The following is a 17,495-nucleotide window of genomic DNA, read 5'->3' as shown; positions in this document are numbered from 1 at the left end:
GGTTAGAAGTCTCCCTTTTGTTTGAAAAATAGTATTCTCTATTTAAACTATGAAGCTGAATGGATTTTCTGTTTTCCTTGTGCTGCAATCTCCATGTAGTCATTCGTCAGGTTGCCGAAAATCGTATTCCACGACTGGGTCAGTGCATATTCCCTTGCTTTATGCGAGAACTGGTTCAATAGGTTTGGATGCATGAGAAGGAAGAGGATGCGGTCGATAAAGGATTTTGCATCGCCTGGAGTCACCAAGTACCCGTTCGTGCCATCCTTGATAATGGTCCTTACACCCCCTGAGTTCGCTCCAACCGTCGGTGTGCCGGAAGCCATGGATTCCAGCATGACATTGCCGAAGGTTTCAGTTGGCGATGGGAAGATGAACAAGTCTGATGAGCTATAAGCTTGGGACAGTTCTTCCCCTCTTAAATACCCTGTAAAACGCACGTTAGGGTACGAGTGTAACGACTGCTTCAACTCTTCTTCACTTGGACCTTCACCGACAATCATCCAGCAAACTTTATCATGCCATTCTGTTGAGAATCCTTTAATGATGTTCAACAGGGTTTCCACATCTTTTTCAGGAGCAAGTCTTCCTACATAGCTTAATAGGATACGATCCTGTGGGATGTTGTGTTTTCTTTTAAAATCGGCAGAATGTTGTTCAGGATGGTAGAGGACTGTATCCACGCCACGACCCCAGATGGAAAGACGGTCAAAACCTTTGGATGATAGATGGTCGAGCGTGTCTTGAGACGGGACGTACGTACGGTCAAAAAACGAATGGAACCAATGCATGTATTTCCATAAGAAACTCGTCGCCCATTGAAGATTGTAGTAGTAGAGATAGTGGTCAAAGTTCGTATGATAGGAAGCGACCATCGGTATGCCATACTTCCGGGCATGATTCATGCCGAACAAACCGGAAGAAAAAGGGGTAGCGACATGGATTAAGTCTGGTTCATAGGCTAATAGTTCCTGAGTAACGAAACGATTGAAAGGAAGAGCGACACGGCATTCTTTATAGAGGAGAAAACGCATGCTCGGGAGCGAATGCGAATGGGTCGCATAGACATTGTTAGAACTTGTTTTCGGTGCGATGACTTTACATTCGATTCCATTCTGCTCCCAGTAGCGGACGAGACGGTACAGCGTGTTCGCAACCCCATTGACCTGTGGATAGTAAGTATCAGAGAAAAGTGCAATTTTCATTTTTTACAACCCCCTAAACCTGAATTACAACACCAATACGGAACTCATCAGGATGCCGCTTCCAACCCCTAGAAGCATCCCGGCTAATACGTCTGAAGGATAATGTAGCCCGAGGTACATTCTTGAAATGGCAACGGAGATACCTAAAGGTACCAATAAGAGTGCCACCATCGGCGTCCATATGATCAAAGGTGTAATGACTGAGAAGATGGCGGTCGTGTGGCCGGAAGGGAAAGAATGATCCTTCAACAATTTCGAGATGGTCACTGTGTCAGGAAGGACTTGATACGGTCGTTTTCGTGGATACAATTTCTTGCTGATCTGCACAGGCATGTGGCTGATTGCAAGAGCGAGCAGGCTTTGGATTGCAGCCATCTGAAGGCTTCCAGTCGCTAATAAAATCAAGAATAGACAGCTGGTGATTGCCCCCGTGGCACCCCCTAAATGCGTGACGGTTACGAAATACTTGCTGTGAAATGAGTGCTGGCATTTATTGTTCACCCACTGAAAGACCGTACATTCCCTTTCATGAAGCCACCCAATTACCCTAGACAACGCAGCTCCCCCTTTGTTAGATGATTTACCAAAAGAATAACGTCCCAATATTAGGGAATTGTCAAACGAATGTAAAATCTTTGTGGAGTTTCATTTACAAGAAGCAAGAGAAAGGAGTAGGGGCCATCATTACCATAATGAGAAGCAGGATGATAAAATGGTGAAAGTGGGTATAAAAGAGTAGTAGAGAAGGAGGGATGAAAGATGTATAAGCAGATCCATCACGTTTCGTTAGAAGTGAAGAAACTGAAGCGGGCAAGGGCTTTTTATGAAAAAGTATTGAAATTCGAGGTTTGCCCTGATCGGCCGGACTTTGATTTTGAAGGGATTTGGTATACTTTAGGGAATACGCAGCTTCATCTGATCGTCAATCCATCCTTCTCTCCTGAGGACCAACCGACATTGAACAGCAGAAGCGCTCATTTTGCTGTAAGGGTGGAATCGATCGATGAGCTGATCAGCATGCTGGAGAAAGCGGGCTGCACGTACTTGGATAAACCAGCCAGTAAGACCGGCTGGCATCAAGTATTCGTTCAGGATCCCGATGGAAACATCATCGAGTTCAACGCTTAAGGGACTTGTAATACTGACCGCGTTCCACATATTCTGTACGAATGCGTTCCATTTCTTGAAGGTCATGCTCGTTCAGTTCCCGTACGACTTTAGCTGGACGTCCGAATGCGAGCGTGTTCGGCGGGATTTTTTTACCTGGAGGAACAAGGCTTCCCGCACCAATGAAGGCACCTTCACCAATCTCGGCACCGTCAAGAATCAATGAGCCCATCCCGATCAGAGCTTTCTTGCGAAGGGTGCAGCTATGTAGGGTGACCTGGTGCCCGACCGTAACGTCGTCTTCGATGATCAATGGTGTATTCGGACTTTGATGAAGCATGGACAGGTCCTGGATGTTGACGCGTTTGCCAATATGGGTAGGTGCGACATCCCCACGGATGACGGTATTGAACCAGACGGAGGACTTCTCTTCAATCGTGACGTCCCCTGAAATCATGACGCCATCTGCAATGAATACGGTAGAATCGATGTTCGGTTGTGAACCTTGATAAGGATAAATCATAAAGTATCATCCTCTTTCCTATAGGAATACATATGTTGTATGAAATCATAAGCAGTTTAGCAAATTATAGACTAGAAGAAAAGGGGGATCCATCATGTGGATTTGGGAAGCAGAAAATGCAAAAGCGGTTGTCGTCATGGTTCATGGCGCAGGTGAGCACCACGGTCGGTATGAATGGCTCTGTTCACAATGGGTCTCGAAAGGTTACCATGTAGTCATGGGGGATCTACCTGGACAAGGACTGACACGCCGGAATCGTGGTCATATCGAATCGTTTGAAGAATATATCGAGGCGATTTCTTCCTGGGTAGAAGAAGCGACTCGCTTTGAGCTCCCGGTTTATTTGTTCGGCCACAGTATGGGAGGGCTCGCTGTCATCCGTACCGTTACGGAAAAAAATCTGCCACTCTCAGCCGTTTTGCTGTCATCCCCAGCACTCGGAATCGTTGAAAAACCGCCGAAAGTTCTGGATGCAGCTTCCAAAGTGATCAATAAAGTGTACCCGAGTTTGCGGTTGCGCTCGAGTCGGGGCGGCGGTCCACCGAAAGGAACGCGTTCTGAAGAAGTATTGCAGCGTGACCGAGAAGATTTTTTACTCGTGAAAAAAGTATCCATCCGATGGTACCGTGAGTTGATGAAAGCCATGAAGGACGCGTTTCAATCGATTCATCGGTTCCCTGAAATCCCGTTACTCGTCGTACAAGGCGGTAACGATTTGATTGTCGATAAACAGAGTGTCCGTGATTGGTTCGACAGCTTGAACTTGATGGAGAAGGCGTACAAAGAGTGGCCGTCCCTCTATCATGAAGTGTTGAATGATCCTGAGCGGGAGCTCGTTTTCCAATATATCCATCAGTACGTCGAACTGAATTTGATCGTTCGAGAAAATAGCTTTAAGGAGTGATGGCATGAACGTACCGTCACAGCCATGGTCGTTGATGAACAAAATTTATAGACAAGTCCTTCCCTATGTCCATGAAGAGTTGAACTTCTGGAAGGAGCGGGCCGAGCACATTCCAAATGACGAGCTAAGGACACAGGCGTTGGAGAGTATTGGTTCGAAGACGTTCCATTGTGAGGGAGGGGGCATCTATTCGTTGCTGTCAGCAGATGGTGCCTGGAAAGGAGAGGTCATCCGGTTCATCGTTGCGTACCAGACGATCAGCGATTATCTGGATAACCTATGTGACCGCAGCACCTCACTGGATCCAGAGGATTTTGCTTTGTTGCATCGTTCCATGGAGCATGCATTGACACCAGGTGCACAGCTTGAAAATTACTATGCGTTGCGTGAAGATCAGAATGACGGCGGTTATTTACATGACCTCGTCCAGACGTGCCAGAATGTGCTAGCAGCCTTACCGAGTTTTGATGCGATTGCGGAGGCGTTGATTGAACTCGAGGAGCATTACAGCAATCTGCAAATACATAAGCACGTCATCCATGAAGAGCGGGTGCCACGTTTACAGCAATGGCATCAGGACAATGAAGGGCAGCTGCCTCCGATGAGCTGGTACGAATTCTCGGCTTGTGCCGGTTCGACGATTGGGATCTTCTGTCTTGTTTCTTATGCGACGAATGAAGACATTCCGAGCGATTTAGTTGTCAAAATTAAAGAAGGCTATTTCCCTTGGATTCAAGGGCTTCATATCATGATGGACTATCTCATCGATCAGGAGGAAGATAAAGCGGGTGGCGATCTGAATTTCTGCTTCTATTATGAATCGAAGGAAGAAATGATGGATCGACTGCTTCACTTTTTCAATAAAGCGGATGAAGCGGCACGGCAACTACCACATTCGAAGTTCCACGCGTTGATTACGAGAGGATTGTTAGGGATCTATTCCACTGACACGAAGGTAAGGAACCAGCCTGAAGTCCAGTCTGTATTTAAAAAGTTGATGCGCGCAGGCGGACTGCCCGCATACTATTTCTACTGGAACAGCTTCGTGTACCGGAAAGTGAAGACTTCCTAAGAGAAACCACCAAAAACACCTATCCGAATGGATAGGTGTTTTTTTGTATAGTTGAATCAATGCAATACTACTAAACGATGATTCATTGGAGGATGAATGACGACTAGCGGTGGGGATAATATTCATAGGTGGCGATTTGATTGAGAAACGATTCGGGGACGGTCGTTTCAATATCTCCACGATCCATACCTTCCAAAAATCTCATCCATTCTGCTTCCAGTTCACCGATTTCCTTTCCGTAAGTTTGCAAGATGATCGTTTTCAAATCTGATTGGTTGTAAATTTTCATGAAAGCATCCATTCCATATTTCTCGATAAGATATGTAGAAAAAGATTCAGACTGTATATAGAAAAACCCACGATCCAATCCTTCCTTGCGAGGATCGTTTATTCTGAGAGATTGCTCGGGATCGATCAGCGCTTCAAGCGGAATCCCTACATCTATCTCATTTAAATAGTTCATCCATTCATGGCTGGAATGACCAAAACGTGCTAGGGGTTCTGTATCGGTTATTTGGTTGTTTACATACATCGCTAAACCGTCCAGCGTAAAATACCCCGCATTTTTAAAATCATAGCCGAGAAGAGCGTGAACGAGTTCGTGGATGAGAAACTCATTGTCAGTCCCGACATTGTACAGATAGATGACACCATTAGAGTAGTGAGAGTATCCCTGACCTTTCTCCAGTTGGATCATCACTTCTTTTTGTTCAGCGAGCGCTTGATCCGTTAATTCCAGGATACTTTCATATCCATCTATGGTTTCGTCTTCGATTCTTTTCACCGTTTCTTCTGGAAAAGAACCATTGATTGCAATGGTGAATTGGACTTGATCGTCTTCACTCGTAAACTCTGAATATTGGTGGTCAGATGCCTCCGTCTCGACTACGTTTTCTTGCTTGTCGACAGGTTCATGATTGCTGCAAGCGTTCAAGAGTGTGAAGCATATAGCCATAGGTATGATCAATCGACGTTTGTTCACTTGGTCATTCAACTCCCCGTAATCGCTACTACTCATACGGAAGTGGATTGGAAAAAGTTTCAAAAAAGACGATTGGATGTCCAATCGTCTCAATATGAAAACTATGCTCTTTTTTCAACAGCTACCAGAAACGGTGGGTTGTTTTTCTGGTTCAGAAATTGGTACTGGAGGACGTGTGCTCGCTTTTGATCGAGCTCAGCCAAGTACTGCATCAAGTGTTCTTTCTCTTCAACGCCGCCTTCATGCCCGTAATAGACGACAAGGATGATCAGTCCACCAGGCTTCAAGATGTCAAGCAGAGCTTCAATCGCTTGTAACGTCGAGTCCGGTTTCGTGATGATTTCTTTGTCACTGCCCGGCAAGTATCCGAGGTTGAAAATCGCAGCTTCGACTTTTCCATGGTACTCAGCTGGAACCACTTCTTTCACTTCTGCATGGCTCCTCAACATGATTTGCGCCCGTTCTTCCAACCCGTTGTTTTTCAACCGTTCGATCGTGTTTTCAACAGCTTGCTCCTGGATATCGAATCCGTAAATGCGGCCTTTTTCCCCGACAAGTTCCGCTAAAAAGACCGTGTCATGCCCGTTACCAACCGTCGCATCAACGACAACCCCACCTGGCTCAACGACTTTCTCCAGCAGTTCTTTTGCATAAGGTAAAATCCGACTTAAGTTCATGGGGCAGACACCTCAGCAGGTTCATAATACTTCCCCTGATAGCTGTCGCGGCGCTCGAGTTCAGCCTCGATTGAATTGAGTACATTCCATTTATTCATGCTCCACATTGGACCAATCATCAGTTCAGCCGGACCGTCACCCGTCAACCTGTGAATCATCATGTCCGGTGGAATGATTTCCAGCTGATCACATACAAGCTGGACGTACGTGTCAAAGTCGAGGAACTCGACTAACCCTTTCTCATACTGCTTCACCATAGGCGTCTTTTTTAACAGATGTAAAAGGTGGATCTTGATGCCTTGAACATCTAGCTTCGCCACTTCCCGAGCCGTTTCCATCATCATCTCGGGAGTCTCCTGCGGTAGGCCATTAATGATATGAGCGCAAACGCGGATTCCGTGCTTCCTTAGCTTGTTGACGCCTTCAACGTAACAGGCATAATCGTGCGCACGGTTGATGAGTTGAGCTGTTTCCTCGTGGACGGTCTGCAATCCGAGCTCAATCCATAGGTAGGTACGTTCATTCAATTCTGCCAGGTACTCGACGACATCATCTGGTAGACAATCCGGACGCGTTGCGATTGCCAGTCCGACGACGCCTTCTTGTTCCAAAATCACTTCAAACTTCTCACGCAGTTCTTCAACTGGGGCATGCGTATTCGTGAACGCCTGGAAGTACCCGATGTACTTCCCGTTTTTCCATTTCCGGTGCATTCGATCCTTGATCGTGTGGAATTGCTGGACGAGATCGTCACGCCGGTCACCGGCAAAGTCACCAGATCCACTTTGTGAACAGAACGTGCAACCGCCGGATGCGACGGTGCCATCCCGGTTTGGACAGTCAAATCCACCGTCAATCGGCACTTTGATGATTTTTTCTCCAAAGTGTTCTTTTAAATGCTTGTTCCATGTATAGTAACGTTTATCTCCGAAATGAGAGGGAATCGACATAAGCTATCCTTTCTAATCCTTAAGTTGTTAAGATAGCCCTATTTTAGCACGGTCACAGGACCCTCGCCAAACCCGTCTGGAGACAGAAAAAAACAATTGCGCTTCCCTTCAAAAAGGAATACAATTTCTATGGTTCAGTTACATAAATTTTTACAGTGAACCAGTTCGAACGGAGGTCGTTGAAGGTGCCGAAGCATCTTTGGTTATTAATCATCGGGATGATCATCAATGTCACGGGTTCCTCATTTCTTTGGCCATTGAATACAGTCTATATACACGATCACCTCGGAAAGTCGTTGACCTTTGCTGGTTTTGTGCTGATGGGGAATGCAGGGGCAGGTGTCGTCGGAAACTTGATCGGCGGCGCATTATTCGACCGTGTCGGCGGCTATCGCTCGATTTTGATCGGGATTTCCATCACATTCGGTAGCTCTTTAGGACTCATCTTTTTCCATAGTTTTTATCCATATATGATTTTCTTGATTACACTCGGATTTGGAGGCGGAATGGTGTTTCCGTCTATGTATGCTTATGCCGGGACCGTCTGGAAAGAAGGCGGCCGGAAAGCGTATAACGCCATTTATGTCGCACAAAACGTTGGTGTCGCTGTTGGTGCTGCGGCAGGCGGATTGCTTGCTTCCTTCAGTTTCCAGTGGATTTTCGTCGGTAATGCGATTATGTACGTCGCTTTCTTCCTGTTGGCGTTTTTCGGCTATCGGAGCCTTGCGCATCGATCAGCTGAACCTGTCATCAAAAATGTGCTTGATGATCGATTCGTCATCAAGAGCCGCACGCGTTTCCGAGCACTCATCTGGCTTTGTGCCGCGTACTTCATTTGCTGGCTCGCTTATGTCCAGTGGCAGTCGACCATTGCCTCCTACACGCAAGACATCGGGATTTCTTTGAGTCACTATAGTTTGTTGTGGACAGTGAACGGCGCAATCATCGTTTTAGGCCAGCCGTTGCTTGCTTATATTGTGAAAAATTGGTTGCGTGTGACGAAGACGCAAATCATCGTTGGCATCAGCATTTTCATGGTATCCTTCCTGGTTGCTTCTCAAGCGAATATCTTCATGGGTCTTATGACCGCGATGATTATTTTGACAATCGGAGAGATGCTGGTCTGGCCAGCGGTTCCGACGATTGCTGGCAATCTTGCGCCGAAGGGACGCGAAGGTTTTTACCAGGGTGTCGTGAACAGTACCGCAACAGGCGGGCGGATGTTCGGACCGATCGTCGGTGGGCTCATCGTCGACTTGAGTGGCATCCAGTCGATGTTCTATGTTGTGTTCTGTTTGCTCATTGTCGGTCTGTTGATCACCTTTATCTATGATCGTAATATCGTACCAGAAGCGAGTTCCCAAGTCGCATAACGAAACCGTCCTCGGACGGTTTTTTTCCTTTGCGCAGAAGGCGCAGCTTCCGCCTCCGCCAAAAGGCTTGGCTTTGCCAAGTTTCTTTAAAAATATTTTTGGGAGAGTGAAATAAACTAGGTAGAGAAGGGGTGGGACAATGAGCAGTTGGCTGAAGCTATTGGTAGGCGGAATCGTTTTACTCATCATTTTTCTTTTCTTCGGGGTGTATCATACAACGTTGACCAATTTCGATTTCGTCGTCATGCATGGGGTTTGGAAGATGCGTTCAGATGGGCTGACCGAAGCGATGCTGTTCGTGACAGACCTCGGATCGAAGCACGTATCTTTTCCATTGATGTACATACTGATTGTGTTTTTCCTGTTGGTAAAAAACCCAAAGCTTTCACTGATTGTCGTATTCAATCTGATCGGTGTCCGTGAGATGAACAAGTGGCTGAAGTCGATCTATCATCGGACGAGACCCGATGAGTGGCCGCTCATCCACGAAACGGGTTTAAGTTTTCCCAGCGGACATGCGATGAATTCCGCTGCGTTCTTCGGTTTCCTTGGCTACTTGCTTTGGAGATACTTGCGTAATCGAGGTATTCAGGCGGGTTATATTCTGGTGCTGACTTGGATGTTCATCGGGTTGATCGGCTTCAGCAGAGTCTACCTCGGGGTCCATTTTCCGACCGACGTGCTCGGTGGTTTTACAGCAGGGGCGATTTGGCTTATTCTGACATTGATGCTGATGAAACTGACGAACACAAGCGTTGTTGGAGGGGGATGGATATGGAAAAAATAGAACGCGCTGAAGCGTTAGCGAAGAAAGTACACGAAGGGCAAATTCGGAAACTGTCAGGCGAACCTTACGTCGTCCATCCGATTTCTGTGGCGAATACGTTGAGGGAGGCAGGTTTGTCAGACGATGTGGTCATTGCGGGTTACTTGCATGATGCCGTTGAGGATACGGAGCTAGCGTTTGAAGACATCGAGCGGAATTTCGGTGTGCGTGTATCGGAAATCGTCCGAGGCAATACCGAGGATAAGAGCAAAACGTGGATAGAGCGGAAGCAGCATACAGTGGATTACATAAAGGATGCGCCGTTCGAGGTGAAAGCGCTGATTGTCGCTGACAAGCTCGATAACCTCCGGAGTGTAATCGAGTCCTTTGATGCGGATGGCGACGCGATTTGGGATAAGTTCAAAGGTGACAAGGAGAAGCAGACCTGGTATTACCGGGGTGTTGCAGAAAATGCGTTCGTCGGACTGGACGACGTAGAGGTACCAGCGTTCTTTTACACGTATAAAAAGATGGTAGAAGATTTCTTCGGGGATGTATAAAAGTGGGTCAAAATGCCCATCATGATAGATGTCCATTTTCAGAAAAAACCTTGACAATTTTTGAGAACCTGCATACAATACAAATTACATTCTTCACAAATTCAAGGCGAAGAAGAGGATTAGTAAAATAGTCAACGGTCCTAGAGAGTTGGCGGTTGCTGAAAAGCCAACCCGAGCGCTATTTGAACTCGCCTCCGAGCCATAAACGTGAACAACCGAAGTAGCGTTTATCGTCCCTCCGCGATAAGGAGCTTGAGTGAGTGCACGCTTTTTGTGTACTAATGCGGGTGGTACCGCGGGAGTATTGTTTATTCAACCTCTCGTCCCTGATGTTTAGATCAGTGGCGGGAGGTTTTATTATTTTCTGAGAAAAGATGAGCTTCTGATCTCTGCGTTGTCTTGTTCCTCCGGTCCTCATTTAGGTCAAACTAAACTCCGGTCCTCGGAACTGCGACGCCTTAATCTCATCGTTCCTCTTTCCTCAGAGGGAAGTTGATAAGCTTCTGATTCTTGGGTTGGGGCGTAGTAAGAAGGCCATGGTTTCTAAAACGGACCCTCATTTTCCTAAAACAAGCTAGGATTTTTACAAGACGAAGGGTGAAATTTACAAAACACCACACCTTTTTTCTAAAACCAACGCCGAATTTTCTAAAACCGTACTTATCTCGGCAGCAAATGGGTGCTCATCATGCCCCAATTTTTCATAAATCACGAGAAATCATACTTAAACACATAAAAACGAATGGGAGTGGCTTCAAAATGGCTTTCGATCATCAACAAATCGAGCGTAAGTGGCAATCGTATTGGGAAGAAAACAAAACGTTCAAAACAGAATTCGAACCAGACAAGAAAAAGTTCTACGCGTTGGATATGTTCCCGTATCCATCAGGTGCTGGGCTTCACGTCGGGCATCCGGAAGGGTACACGGCGACTGATATTGTCGCACGAATGAAGCGGATGCAAGGCTACAACGTGCTTCACCCGATCGGGTGGGACGCATTTGGCCTTCCAGCTGAGCAATACGCGTTGGATACAGGGAATGACCCGGCTGATTTTACCGAGCAGAATATCAACACGTTCCGCCGTCAGATCAAGGAATTAGGTTTCTCCTACGACTGGGATCGTGAAGTGAACACGACGGATCCGAACTACTACAAGTGGACGCAGTGGATTTTCCTACAGTTATATAAAAAAGGATTGGCTTACATCGACGAAGTTCCGGTCAACTGGTGCCCGGCATTAGGGACGGTGCTTGCGAACGAGGAAGTGATCGATGGTAAAAGTGAACGTGGTGGACATCCGGTCATTCGAAAGCCGATGAAGCAGTGGATGTTGAAAATCACGGCGTACGCGGATCGCTTGTTAGAGGACCTTGAAGAGTTGGACTGGCCAGAAAGCTTGAAGGAAATGCAGCGTAACTGGATCGGCCGCTCGGAAGGTGCGGAAATCACGTTTGATATCGCGAACTCCGGCAAAACAGTGACCGTCTTCACGACGCGTCCCGATACATTGTTCGGCGCGACGTACATGGTATTAGCGCCGGAACATGCTTATGTTGACGAAATTACGTCACCTGAGCAAAAATCCGCGGTTGAAGCGTACAAGAAAGAAATCAGCACGAAGAGTGACTTGGAGCGTACTGAGCTTGCAAAAGAAAAGACCGGCGTCTTCACAGGGGCTTATGCCATCAATCCTGCGAACGGTGAGCAAATTCCGGTTTGGATCGCAGACTATGTATTGGTGAGTTACGGAACAGGTGCGATCATGGCGGTTCCAGGACACGATGAGCGCGATTACGAATTCGCTACGAAATTCGAGCTTCCGATTATTGAAGTTGTTAAAGGTGGAGACATCTCAAAAGAGGCATATACGGAAGATGGCGAAATCGTCAACTCCGATTTCTTGAATGGAATGAACAAGGAAGAAGCGATTTCCAAAATGATTGCGTGGTTGGAAGAGAACAACAAAGGTGAGAAGAAGATCACGTATCGTCTTCGTGACTGGTTGTTCAGCCGTCAGCGTTATTGGGGCGAGCCGATTCCGATCATTCATTGGGAAGACGGCACGATGAGTGCGGTTCCTGATGAGGAATTGCCGTTGACACTTCCGAAGACGAGCAACATCAAGCCTTCCGGAACAGGGGAATCACCACTTGCGAACATTGAAGAGTGGGTGAATGTCGTCGATCCGGAAACGGGTAAAAAAGGTCGTCGAGAAACGAACACGATGCCGCAGTGGGCAGGAAGTTGCTGGTACTACTTGCGTTACATTGATGCAGACAACAACGATCAGTTGGCGTCGGAAGAGAAGTTGAAGCACTGGCTACCTGTTGACTTGTACATCGGTGGCGCTGAGCACGCGGTTCTTCACTTATTGTACGCACGCTTCTGGCACAAAGTTTTATATGATGTAGGTGTTGTGCCGACGAAAGAGCCGTTTCAACGCTTGTACAACCAGGGTATGATCCTTGGGGAAAACAACGAGAAGATGAGTAAGTCGAAAGGGAACGTCGTGAACCCGGACGACATCGTGAAATCCCATGGTGGAGACACGTTGCGCTTGTACGAAATGTTCATGGGACCATTGGATGCAAGCATCGCCTGGTCTGAGAGCGGTTTGGACGGATCCCGTCGATTCTTGGATCGTGTGTGGCGTTTGTTCGTCGAAGAAAATGGATCGATTTCTGGTAAAATCCAGGACGTTCAAGCTTCCGAAGACTTTGAGCGCGTTTACCATCAAACGGTGAAAAAAGTGAGCGAAGACTACGAAGAGTTGCGTTTCAACGTAGGGATCTCTCAATTGATGGTCTTCATCAACGAAGCATATAAGCAAGACGTGTTGCCGAAAGCGTTGATGGAAGGATTCGTCCAATTGTTGTCTCCGGTTGCTCCTCATATTACGGAAGAGCTTTGGGAGAAGTTAGGACACAGCGGCTCAATCGCTTACGCTGAGTGGCCGACATTCGACGAGTCGAAGTTGACCGAGAACGAAGTGGAAATCGTCGTTCAGATCAACGGAAAAGTACGTGCGAAGTTGTTGGTACCGACTGATGCGGATAGAGGACAAATGGAAGAAATCGCACTTTCCGACGATAAAGTGAAAGAAAACATCGAAGGAAAGACAGTCCGCAAAGTCATCGCCGTACCAGGCAAATTGGTCAACATCGTCGCAAATTAATCAAAATAAGGAAAGGATTGCTCCAGTGCGGAGCAATCCTTTTTTTGAACGGTGCCAGGTACCAAAAAAGAATCCTTGCGGGGCAAGGGCTTATGATTGGTACCTGGCACTCATTTGAATGCTCCCTGGAACAGGGAGCTTCCTTTTTGATGGGTCTATTTTACCGAATTCAAAGACCACCGCCGTTTTTTCTAAAACCACTGCACAAATTTCTAAAACCGCACCCCGATTTTCTAAAACTGCACCCGGATTTTCTAAAACCGCACCCCAAATTTCTAAAACCACCGCCAGAATTTCTAAAACCCCTCCCCGCAAAATCAATCTCTTTACTTTTTTTAGTGAAGTTCGTAAAATAAGTGACGGATGAACAAACAATAAACCAATAAAGCGAATATAGATGGAAGGAATGATTTTAAATGGAGGACTATACAGTTCGAACAATTACACCTGAAGAAGTTGACAAGCTATTGAAAGAAGGGAAAGACATCTCCATCATAGATGTCCGTGAAGACGAAGAAGTGGCTGCAGGTATGATCCCTGCCGCTAAGCATATCCGTCTTTCTGAGATCCCGGAACGTATGGAAGAAATCGAAAAAGACAAAGAGCATATCATGGTTTGCCGTTCCGGCCGACGCAGTGAAAATGCAAGTCTCTTCTTACAAGAGCAGGGCTACAAAGTGATCAACATGACTGGTGGCATGCTTGAGTGGGAAGGCGACACCAAGTAAAAGGACAGAGAAGAAAGGGGAAGTGGACCAAATGATATGGGAACTGATTTTGCTGGTTGCAGCAGCATACTTCCTTTATTCCTATATACTTCCTTATATGAAGCTCAGAACGTTTGAGCAAGATGCGCTCGACGAATATTGCATGATCGACATCCGGGATTACCAATTGTCTCACCGGAATCCGTTCCACGTGGGCACAAAGAACATCCCGCTATCCTATCTTCCACGGACCTCGAAGGAAGGGGAAATTTGTGATCGTGACATCGTCGTCATCGCTGAATCGAAAATAGCGGCAGCGATGGCAGCGCGCATCCTGAAAAAGAAAACGAAGAAATTCATATATTACGTTAAGGTATCCTGACAAAAGTAGAAGGCTTTCGTCAAAGGACTTTGAACACTCTCGGGTGAATTTTTACTATTAAAAGTGGAATTCTCTGGGGGTGTTTTTATGTTGCAGGTGAAAATTTTCGAGGCGGAACATGAAGAGGATCTTGAAGAAGCAGTGAACGAATTTCTAGCCGAATTACAGCAATCGAAATTCGTTGAAATCCAGTACCAGGTTTCCATCGCGGCGGACGAAGAGACGGAAGACTACGAATCGCTATACAGCTTTTCGGCTATGATTTTGTACAAAAAATGACCTTGTAAAATTTGGGAGCAGTGGTAGACTGGTAAAAAAACCTGTCTGGATGTGAGTGGATGATACGGTATTGTATTTGTTTTATCATGAGAGGTTCAGAAGTCCTTATGCTGAACCGGGTGAAAGCACCGAACAAAGGATTGTGGAATGGAGTCGGTGGAAAACTTGAGCCTGACGAAACCCCTGAACAAAGCGTGATCCGTGAAGTGATGGAGGAGACCGGCATGCGCATCGTCACTCCGAAGTATACTGGCGTCGTTTCTTGGGACGTGGAGGGAATCGAAAAAGGCGGCATGCACGTGTTCATCACGCAACTCGAGCCTCACACTGAATATCCAACTCCTCTCAAAATGGACGAGGGAATTCTCGAATGGAAAGAGCTTGAGTGGGTATTAGCAGAAGACAATATGGGCGTTGTCAGCAACATCCGGCATTTCCTGCCTGAGATGATGTACACCGGTGAACCGCTCGAATTCAAGTGCTACTACCGCCACGAACAACTGGACGAAGTGAAAGAATTAGGGCTGACGCGATAAGTCAGCCCTTCAGATATAAATCCTCAGCTTTCCGGCGAATGCCCATCAAGCCTTGATCCTCATTGTCATAAATCTCAAATCCGTACTGCTTATACAAACCTTGCGCGTCTTTGGTCACCAGCATCAACCGACGTAATCGTTGCAGCTCGGGATACGCCATGATTTCTTCCATCAACCACTTGGACAATCCCTTCCCACGGTGGCTTTCCACCACGAACACATCTGCCAGATATCCGAAAGTCGCATAGTCGGTAATGACACGCGCGAATCCGACTTGTTTTCCCAGCGTATCGTTATCTCCATCCATCGTAAAAATTCCGAAACAGAGCGAATTCTCGACGGATTTCTCGACCGTCTCGTAGTCGATTCCCCCTGCCCAATAGGAATCTTCATGTAAATACCGGTGGATGAACGCGACGTCCATCTCAGTTCGATCCGTCGTTAACGCATAAACGCCTCTCCGTTTGAGCATGTCACTTTTCCCCCTATGACCGGTCTGCTGCGGCATTCGTTCCAGCAAGATGACCGGTAACGAAGGCGCAGGTAATGTTATATCCACCTGTGTAGCCGTGTATATCCAAAATCTCACCACAGAAATACAAGTTCGGTACGAATTTCGAACGCATCGTCTTCGGTTCCACTTCTTTCGTCGACACCCCTCCGCCGGTTACGAACGCTTTTTCAATCGGCAAAGTCCCGTTCACGGTAAACGTAAAGCCATTCGCCATTCCTGCAAAATCCCGTAACGCTGAATGCGACAGCTGGGAATAGACCGTCTCAAGGGGAATCTCCGCCCGGTCCAGTAAAAAGTGAAGGTAACGTTCTGGAATCCAACCCTTCAACGCGTTCTTGATGGCTTTCTTCGGCTCATCCTTCAGCATCTTCATCAGTTCTTGGAAGATCTGCTCCTCATTTCGATCTGGAAAAAGATCGATCTGCATCGTCACATAGCCGTCCTTGCTTTTCTTGAGGGCTTTCACGACATATTGACTGCAACGCAACACAGCTGGTCCTGAAATGCCGAGATGGGTGAAGATCATATCCATCCGGTGGGTGATGATCGGTTTCCCGTTCGGTTTCAACACGCTGAGCGCAACATCTCGCAAAGACAAACCTTGCAACGCTTTGTCCTTGATGAACGGTTCATCGGAAGTGAGCGGCACTTCAGTTGGATAGAGCTCTGTGATCTTATGACCGGCATCTTGCGCCCATGCATATCCATCTCCCGTAGAACCGGTATGTGGAACGGACTTTCCGCCAACGGCAATGATCACCGCATCGCTTTCAATCTTTTCGCCATCTTTTAAAAGAATGCCTCTTGCTGTCCCATCCTCGTAAATCACATGCTCGACCTGAGTATTCGTGCGTATTTTAACGCCAAGCTCACGGATCTTATTGAGCATTGCATCGACAACCGATTGCGCCTTATCGTTGACAGGGAACATCCGGCCGTGGTCTTCCTCTTTCAGCTGGATGCCGAGCCCTTCAAAAAACGCAATGATATCTTCGTTGTTGAAGATGTTGAATGCGCTGTATAAGAACTTACCGTTACCCGGAATATGCTTGATGATTTCGTCGATCGGCAGGCGGTTCGTGACGTTGCATCGACCACCACCAGAAATCGCAAGCTTCCGACCGAGTTTATTTCCTTTATCGACTAGTAAAACGGAAGCGCCGCTCGAAGCACTTGCAACAGCGGACATGAGCCCAGACGGACCGCCTCCGATAATGATGACATCGTATTTCATAATTGCACCTACTTTTCGTTCGTTCCATTGTAAGATACCATGTTTAATAGGAAAAGAAAATGAACACGTAGAGGAGCGCTCCATTTCATGAACAATCATTATTCCCCATCCATTACAGAAGCTCACACGCCAGAGGATGGAGGCTGGACAACCTATGAAGACTCACCAGTCCTTCTCATATCCATACCCGCGTTCGGAGATCTCGTCCACATTGAAAACAAAGGGTATTCCTATGCCTGGCTTTGGGATGAATCATGCAACGGTCATATCTTCTGTTTCAAATTGAACAGCGGGGAGGAGCGGGCGATTCTATTCGCTGAGCAATTTGCAGGTAAACTTCTGAAAGAGCCTGAAGCAAGGGAAATTTTCCATATCGCCCTCACAGCCTCTGAACTTACAGAAATGGATGATGATACGACGATTTTATGGTTGCCTGGAATTGAATTTAAGTCTTAACCGTTAAGATAGGAAAAGCTTTCGCGAAAGCTATCATACTATGGTAAAATACATAAGATTACATGTGAATGGCATTGGGAGTTGGAAGTAT

At 46.8% G+C, this 17,495-nt stretch carries 21 protein-coding genes and 1 other annotated feature; of the genes, 12 read left to right on the top strand and 9 right to left on the bottom strand.

The genetic code is table 11. The features are described 5' to 3' along the window. Positions 1–47: 47 nt before the first annotated feature. Both ACSVDE_RS12130 and ACSVDE_RS12125 read right to left on the bottom strand, forming a co-directional pair. Positions 48–1,205 carry a glycosyltransferase family 4 protein gene (locus ACSVDE_RS12130; protein ID WP_439301148.1) on the bottom strand — a complete coding sequence of 386 codons (1,158 nt, stop codon included), beginning with the start codon at positions 1,203–1,205 and terminating at the stop codon, positions 48–50. 24 nt (positions 1,206–1,229) lie between these two features. Next, positions 1,230–1,760 (bottom strand): phosphatase PAP2 family protein, encoded by a 531-nt coding sequence (locus ACSVDE_RS12125; RefSeq protein ID WP_439301147.1) that lies wholly within the window; start codon positions 1,758–1,760, stop codon positions 1,230–1,232. Between the two features lie 204 nt (positions 1,761–1,964). On the opposite strand from ACSVDE_RS12125, the gene ACSVDE_RS12120 reads away from it, so the two are divergent. Then, positions 1,965–2,333 (top strand): VOC family protein, encoded by a 369-nt coding sequence (locus ACSVDE_RS12120; RefSeq protein ID WP_226546898.1) that lies wholly within the window; start codon positions 1,965–1,967, stop codon positions 2,331–2,333. Here ACSVDE_RS12120 and ACSVDE_RS12115 read toward each other — a convergent pair. Then, positions 2,323–2,835 carry a gamma carbonic anhydrase gene (locus ACSVDE_RS12115; protein ID WP_439301146.1) on the bottom strand — a complete coding sequence of 171 codons (513 nt, stop codon included), beginning with the start codon at positions 2,833–2,835 and terminating at the stop codon, positions 2,323–2,325. The genes ACSVDE_RS12120 and ACSVDE_RS12115 overlap by 11 nt on opposite strands. Before the next feature lie 94 nt (positions 2,836–2,929). Between ACSVDE_RS12115 and ACSVDE_RS12110 the strand changes: the two genes are divergently transcribed. Then, a complete protein-coding gene (locus ACSVDE_RS12110; protein WP_439301145.1) occupies positions 2,930–3,739 on the top strand; it encodes an alpha/beta hydrolase in 810 nt (269 codons plus the stop codon). A 4-nt stretch (positions 3,740–3,743) separates the two neighbouring features. Beyond that, positions 3,744–4,811, top strand: a complete 1,068-nt coding sequence (locus ACSVDE_RS12105) for a tetraprenyl-beta-curcumene synthase family protein (protein WP_439301144.1) — start codon at positions 3,744–3,746, stop codon at positions 4,809–4,811. Positions 4,812–4,914: 103 nt separating this feature from the next. Here ACSVDE_RS12105 and ACSVDE_RS12100 read toward each other — a convergent pair whose 3' ends face one another. The 3 genes from ACSVDE_RS12100 to ACSVDE_RS12090 all read right to left on the bottom strand — a co-directional run bounded on the left by ACSVDE_RS12100 (position 4,915) and on the right by ACSVDE_RS12090 (position 7,420). Beyond that, positions 4,915–5,793: a hypothetical protein gene (locus ACSVDE_RS12100; RefSeq protein ID WP_439301143.1), complete on the bottom strand. Its 879-nt coding sequence runs from the start codon at positions 5,791–5,793 to the stop codon at positions 4,915–4,917. 101 nt (positions 5,794–5,894) lie between these two features. After that, positions 5,895–6,470, bottom strand: coding sequence for a class I SAM-dependent methyltransferase (locus ACSVDE_RS12095; RefSeq protein WP_439301142.1), 576 nt, complete (start codon positions 6,468–6,470; stop codon positions 5,895–5,897). Next, positions 6,467–7,420, bottom strand: a complete 954-nt coding sequence (locus ACSVDE_RS12090) for a TIGR01212 family radical SAM protein (RefSeq protein WP_439301141.1) — start codon at positions 7,418–7,420, stop codon at positions 6,467–6,469. Before ACSVDE_RS12090 ends, ACSVDE_RS12095 begins: the two co-directional genes overlap by 4 nt. Positions 7,421–7,605: 185 nt before the next feature. On the opposite strand from ACSVDE_RS12090, the gene ACSVDE_RS12085 reads away from it, so the two are divergent. The 4 genes from ACSVDE_RS12085 (at position 7,606) to leuS (ending at position 13,296) form a co-directional block, all read left to right on the top strand. After that, complete coding sequence (locus tag ACSVDE_RS12085) at positions 7,606–8,793, top strand: MDR family MFS transporter (protein WP_439301140.1); 1,188 nt, start codon at positions 7,606–7,608, stop codon at positions 8,791–8,793. A gap of 139 nt (positions 8,794–8,932) precedes the next feature. After that, entirely contained in the window at positions 8,933–9,580 is a 648-nt protein-coding gene (locus tag ACSVDE_RS12080; protein ID WP_439301139.1) for a phosphatase PAP2 family protein, read from the top strand. Further along, on the top strand, positions 9,568–10,119 hold the full coding sequence (locus ACSVDE_RS12075; RefSeq protein WP_439301138.1) for an HD domain-containing protein: 552 nt from the start codon (positions 9,568–9,570) through the stop codon (positions 10,117–10,119). The genes ACSVDE_RS12080 and ACSVDE_RS12075 overlap by 13 nt, the downstream gene beginning before the upstream one ends. Positions 10,120–10,219: 100 nt before the next feature. After that, positions 10,220–10,450: a binding site (T-box leader), on the top strand. A 428-nt stretch (positions 10,451–10,878) separates the two neighbouring features. After that, entirely contained in the window at positions 10,879–13,296 is a 2,418-nt protein-coding gene (gene leuS, locus ACSVDE_RS12070) for a leucine--tRNA ligase (RefSeq protein ID WP_439301137.1), read from the top strand. Positions 13,297–13,386: 90 nt separating this feature from the next. Here the strand turns inward: leuS and ACSVDE_RS12065 are convergent, their stop codons facing one another. Beyond that, positions 13,387–13,737, bottom strand: a complete 351-nt coding sequence (locus tag ACSVDE_RS12065; protein WP_439301136.1) for a hypothetical protein — start codon at positions 13,735–13,737, stop codon at positions 13,387–13,389. Here ACSVDE_RS12065 and ACSVDE_RS12060 point away from each other — a divergent pair. From ACSVDE_RS12060 to ACSVDE_RS12045, 4 genes are all read left to right on the top strand, one after another. Then, positions 13,713–14,024, top strand: a complete 312-nt coding sequence (locus tag ACSVDE_RS12060; RefSeq protein ID WP_439301135.1) for a rhodanese-like domain-containing protein — start codon at positions 13,713–13,715, stop codon at positions 14,022–14,024. The genes ACSVDE_RS12065 and ACSVDE_RS12060 overlap by 25 nt on opposite strands. 31 nt (positions 14,025–14,055) lie before the next feature. Next, positions 14,056–14,385, top strand: a complete 330-nt coding sequence (locus tag ACSVDE_RS12055) for a rhodanese-like domain-containing protein (protein WP_439301134.1) — start codon at positions 14,056–14,058, stop codon at positions 14,383–14,385. An 87-nt stretch (positions 14,386–14,472) separates the two neighbouring features. Then, positions 14,473–14,664, top strand: coding sequence for a sporulation protein Cse60 (locus tag ACSVDE_RS12050; RefSeq protein WP_439301133.1), 192 nt, complete (start codon positions 14,473–14,475; stop codon positions 14,662–14,664). Positions 14,665–14,723: 59 nt separating this feature from the next. Next, on the top strand, positions 14,724–15,200 hold the full coding sequence (locus ACSVDE_RS12045; RefSeq protein ID WP_439301132.1) for an NUDIX hydrolase: 477 nt from the start codon (positions 14,724–14,726) through the stop codon (positions 15,198–15,200). A gap of 1 nt (position 15,201) precedes the next feature. Here the strand turns inward: ACSVDE_RS12045 and ACSVDE_RS12040 are convergent, their stop codons facing one another. Both ACSVDE_RS12040 and ACSVDE_RS12035 read right to left on the bottom strand, forming a co-directional pair. Continuing rightward, the gene (locus ACSVDE_RS12040) at positions 15,202–15,672 is read right to left on the bottom strand and encodes a GNAT family N-acetyltransferase (RefSeq protein ID WP_439301131.1); all 471 of its coding nucleotides are present in this window, start codon (positions 15,670–15,672) and stop codon (positions 15,202–15,204) included. Positions 15,673–15,685: 13 nt separating this feature from the next. Beyond that, positions 15,686–16,948: an NAD(P)/FAD-dependent oxidoreductase gene (locus ACSVDE_RS12035; protein ID WP_439301130.1), complete on the bottom strand. Its 1,263-nt coding sequence runs from the start codon at positions 16,946–16,948 to the stop codon at positions 15,686–15,688. A gap of 87 nt (positions 16,949–17,035) precedes the next feature. Here ACSVDE_RS12035 and ACSVDE_RS12030 point away from each other — a divergent pair, with 87 nt between their 5' ends. Then, positions 17,036–17,404, top strand: coding sequence for a hypothetical protein (locus ACSVDE_RS12030; protein ID WP_439301129.1), 369 nt, complete (start codon positions 17,036–17,038; stop codon positions 17,402–17,404). The last annotated feature ends 91 nt before the right edge of the window (positions 17,405–17,495 follow it).

Source organism: Pseudalkalibacillus sp. Hm43 (assembly GCF_051842935.1).
Taxonomy (GTDB): Bacteria; Bacillota; Bacilli; order Bacillales; family Fictibacillaceae; genus Pseudalkalibacillus.
Note: the sequence above shows the minus strand (reverse complement) of the source record. Positions and strands in the feature narration are given on the sequence as shown.

Excerpts from the sequence above, each read along its gene's own strand:
- ACSVDE_RS12130 (WP_439301148.1), bottom strand. The coding sequence starts at position 1,205 with ATGAAAATTGCACTTTTCTCTGATACTTACTATCCACAGGTCAATGGG.
- ACSVDE_RS12120 (WP_226546898.1), top strand. The coding sequence starts at position 1,965 with ATGTATAAGCAGATCCATCACGTTTCGTTAGAAGTGAAGAAACTGAAG.
- ACSVDE_RS12115 (WP_439301146.1), bottom strand. The coding sequence starts at position 2,835 with ATGATTTATCCTTATCAAGGTTCACAACCGAACATCGATTCTACCGTA.
- ACSVDE_RS12110 (WP_439301145.1), top strand. The coding sequence starts at position 2,930 with ATGTGGATTTGGGAAGCAGAAAATGCAAAAGCGGTTGTCGTCATGGTT.
- ACSVDE_RS12105 (WP_439301144.1), top strand. The coding sequence starts at position 3,744 with ATGAACGTACCGTCACAGCCATGGTCGTTGATGAACAAAATTTATAGA.
- ACSVDE_RS12095 (WP_439301142.1), bottom strand. The coding sequence starts at position 6,470 with ATGAACTTAAGTCGGATTTTACCTTATGCAAAAGAACTGCTGGAGAAA.
- ACSVDE_RS12090 (WP_439301141.1), bottom strand. The coding sequence starts at position 7,420 with ATGTCGATTCCCTCTCATTTCGGAGATAAACGTTACTATACATGGAAC.
- ACSVDE_RS12080 (WP_439301139.1), top strand. The coding sequence starts at position 8,933 with ATGAGCAGTTGGCTGAAGCTATTGGTAGGCGGAATCGTTTTACTCATC.
- ACSVDE_RS12075 (WP_439301138.1), top strand. The coding sequence starts at position 9,568 with ATGGAAAAAATAGAACGCGCTGAAGCGTTAGCGAAGAAAGTACACGAA.
- leuS (WP_439301137.1), top strand. The coding sequence starts at position 10,879 with ATGGCTTTCGATCATCAACAAATCGAGCGTAAGTGGCAATCGTATTGG.
- ACSVDE_RS12060 (WP_439301135.1), top strand. The coding sequence starts at position 13,713 with ATGGAGGACTATACAGTTCGAACAATTACACCTGAAGAAGTTGACAAG.
- ACSVDE_RS12055 (WP_439301134.1), top strand. The coding sequence starts at position 14,056 with ATGATATGGGAACTGATTTTGCTGGTTGCAGCAGCATACTTCCTTTAT.
- ACSVDE_RS12050 (WP_439301133.1), top strand. The coding sequence starts at position 14,473 with ATGTTGCAGGTGAAAATTTTCGAGGCGGAACATGAAGAGGATCTTGAA.
- ACSVDE_RS12045 (WP_439301132.1), top strand. The coding sequence starts at position 14,724 with ATGATACGGTATTGTATTTGTTTTATCATGAGAGGTTCAGAAGTCCTT.
- ACSVDE_RS12040 (WP_439301131.1), bottom strand. The coding sequence starts at position 15,672 with ATGCTCAAACGGAGAGGCGTTTATGCGTTAACGACGGATCGAACTGAG.
- ACSVDE_RS12035 (WP_439301130.1), bottom strand. The coding sequence starts at position 16,948 with ATGAAATACGATGTCATCATTATCGGAGGCGGTCCGTCTGGGCTCATG.
- ACSVDE_RS12030 (WP_439301129.1), top strand. The coding sequence starts at position 17,036 with ATGAACAATCATTATTCCCCATCCATTACAGAAGCTCACACGCCAGAG.